The organism is Rhizobacter sp. P2_H2, assembly GCF_056403375.1.
In genome coordinates, this window is the sequence record NZ_JBFUFP010000787.1 from 1 (window position 1) to 2,600 (window position 2,600).

A 2,600-nucleotide genomic window follows, 5' to 3' on the forward strand; every position below is an offset into this window, starting at 1 on the left:
GCCGTGCCCAGGCTCACGCCGACCAGCAGCCCGCCGCCGGCGGCGGCGCCGATGCTGAGGAAGTCTCTGCGCGACAGCGTCGCGTCGTCGAGGTGCGTTGTCATGTCATGCGCCTTTCGACAAGGCGCGTGCCGCGGCATGGATGCCGTCGCGGATGCGCGGGTAGGTGCCGCAGCGGCACAGGTTGCCGCTCATCGCGGCGTCGATGTCGGCGTCGTTCGGCGCACGGTTCGCCGCCAGCAAGGCCGCGGCCGACATCAGCTGGCCCGACTGGCAGTAGCCGCACTGCACGACCTCGAGGTCCCGCCATGCCTGCTGCAGCGCGCGGCCGATGCGGGTGCCGGCCAGTGCCTCGATCGTCGTCACGTCGGCCCGGCCGACCGATTCGACGCTGGTGATGCACGAGCGCGTGGGCACACCGTCGACGTGCACCGTGCAGGCGCCGCACAGGCCTGCGCCGCAGCCGAACTTGGTGCCGGTCATGCCGAGCACGTCGCGCAACACCCACAGCACCGGCGTGTCGCCGTCGACATCGGCGCTGCGCCGGGTTCCATTCACTTTCACGTTGGCTCCTGCTTCGTGGCGACGGCCACATGCGGACGCCAGGATGGCCGCGCGCCGCGCCCGGCGTCGGTCGAATACCCCACGAATCCGGACGTCGAGGCGGCGCAGGCGCCATCTTCGCGGCCGTCACGACGGCCACTGCCAGCGGTGGCTCGGTCGCAGCGCCTCGATGAACTCCGCATCGTGGCTCGCCACCAGCAGCGCGCCCTCGAAGCCCTGCAGCGCGCGCTGCAGTTCCAGCGTGCTGTCGAGGTCGAGGTGGTTGGTCGGCTCGTCCAGCAACAGCAGGCAGGCCGGCTGGCCGCGCCACAGCGCGCAGGCGAGCGCGGCCTTCAGGCGCTCGCCCGCACTCAGCGCGCCCATCGGCAGCTCGACGTGCACCGCACCCAGGCGCAGCTGGGCCAGGCGCGTGCGCAACTCGGCGGGCGGCAGCGGGCTGTCGAGATCGCGCAGGTGTTCCAGCAGCGTGCGCTGCGCCGGCAGCGCGGCCGCGGCGTCCTGGTCGAGCACCGCGAACGGCACATGCAGCGTCGCGCTGCCCGCGGCCGGCGGCAGCAGGCCGGCGATCACCCGCAGCAGCGTGCTCTTGCCGCAGCCGTTCGGGCCGGTCAGCGCGATGCGCACCGGGCCGCTGAACGACGCGTCGCTCACCGGCGCTTCACCGTGCGGCAGCTGCAGGTCGTCGAGGCGCAGCACCAGCTTGCCGGGCACGACGCGGCTGGCCGGCAGCGCGACGAACACCGCCGGCTCCTGCGCGACGCGCCGGGCGGCATCGCGCACCGCAGCGTCGAGCGCGTGGCGGGTGCCGGCGTCGCGCTTCACGTCGCGCGCGTTCGTCGCCTCGGCCGTCTCGCGCATGCCGTTGATCGTGATCGCCGACAGGTTCGCGCTGCGGGCGTTGCGGCGCGCCTGCGACTGCTTGCGCTGCCGCGCAGCGTGCTCGCGGCGCAGCCGGGCCAGCGCGGTGTCGCGCTCGTTGCGCGCATGGGCGAGCGCCGCGCCGGCCGCCGCCGCCTGCGCATCGCGCTGCGCGACGTACAGGCCGTAGTCGCCGCCGTAGACCGACAGGCCGCGCGGCCCGAGCTCGACGATGCGGTCGACCGCACGCAGCAGTTGCCGGTCGTGGCTCACCAGCACCACTGGGCGCTGGCACTGGCGCAGCCAGCGCTGCAGCCACGCACGCGCCGGTGCATCGAGGTGGTTGCTCGGCTCGTCGAGCACCAGGCAGTCGGCCTCGGCCGCCATCGCGCCGGCCAGCGCGACGCGCATGCGCTCGCCGCCGCTCAGCACGGCCATCGGCGTGTCGGGCGAGACACCGGGCAGCCCGGCGTCGGCCAGCGCCTGCGCGGTGCGCGCCGGCAGGTCCCACTGGCCGTCCGCGAGCAGCAGGTCGTCGGCCGTCGCAAGGCCCGCCGCGAGGCGCTCGACCGCCGCGAGCGCCGCGGCCAGGCCCATCGCATCGGCCACGCGCCGCGGGTCGTGCGCGAGCAGCGGCGGGGACACGAGGTGCGCGCGGCCGGCGCGTTCGACGCGGCCGCCCGAAGGCGCGAGGCCGCCGGTCAGCAGCTGCACCAGCACGCTCTTGCCGGCACCGTTGCGCCCGACGATGCCGAGCCGCCCGGGCCCGATCGACAGCGACAGCGGGGTCGACCACAGCGCGCGGCCGTCGGGCGTGCGCCATTGCACGTCGCGCAGCTGGAACGCGAAGGAGGAAGCAGGAACGGAAGAAGCAGGAACGGAAGACGGGGCGGGCGGATGCGCCCCGGACGGACGCGGGCCCGTGGAGATCGATGACATGGCTGGCTTTCCAAGGAAGCTTCCGAAGAAGCAGGCACGCCACGCCGCCTCAAGGGGGCGTGGAACGGCGTTCGAAGGAAAGGCTCAGCGGCGCATCGGACGGGCAGGCAGGGCTGGAAAGACGGCGATCCTAGCGACGCTGTCGCGCACCGTCAACGCGCCGTCGTCAACTTGAAGGATGAACGGTCGGCGGCGCACCCTCCAAAGGCGGGATGCCGGGCCCTGTTGCGTTGTAGGAC

At 74.0% G+C, this 2,600-nt stretch carries 2 protein-coding genes; both read right to left on the reverse strand.

Annotated elements, in window-relative coordinates; translation table 11 throughout:
* Positions 1-105: 105 nt before the first annotated feature.
* Entirely contained in the window at positions 106-564 is a 459-nt protein-coding gene (locus AC1D15_RS26300; protein WP_477828310.1) for a (2Fe-2S)-binding protein, read from the reverse strand.
* 126 nt (positions 565-690) lie between these two features.
* Positions 691-2,361, reverse strand: a complete 1,671-nt coding sequence (locus AC1D15_RS26305; protein ID WP_477828311.1) for an ATP-binding cassette domain-containing protein — start codon at positions 2,359-2,361, stop codon at positions 691-693.
* Between the last annotated feature and the right edge of the window lie 239 nt (positions 2,362-2,600).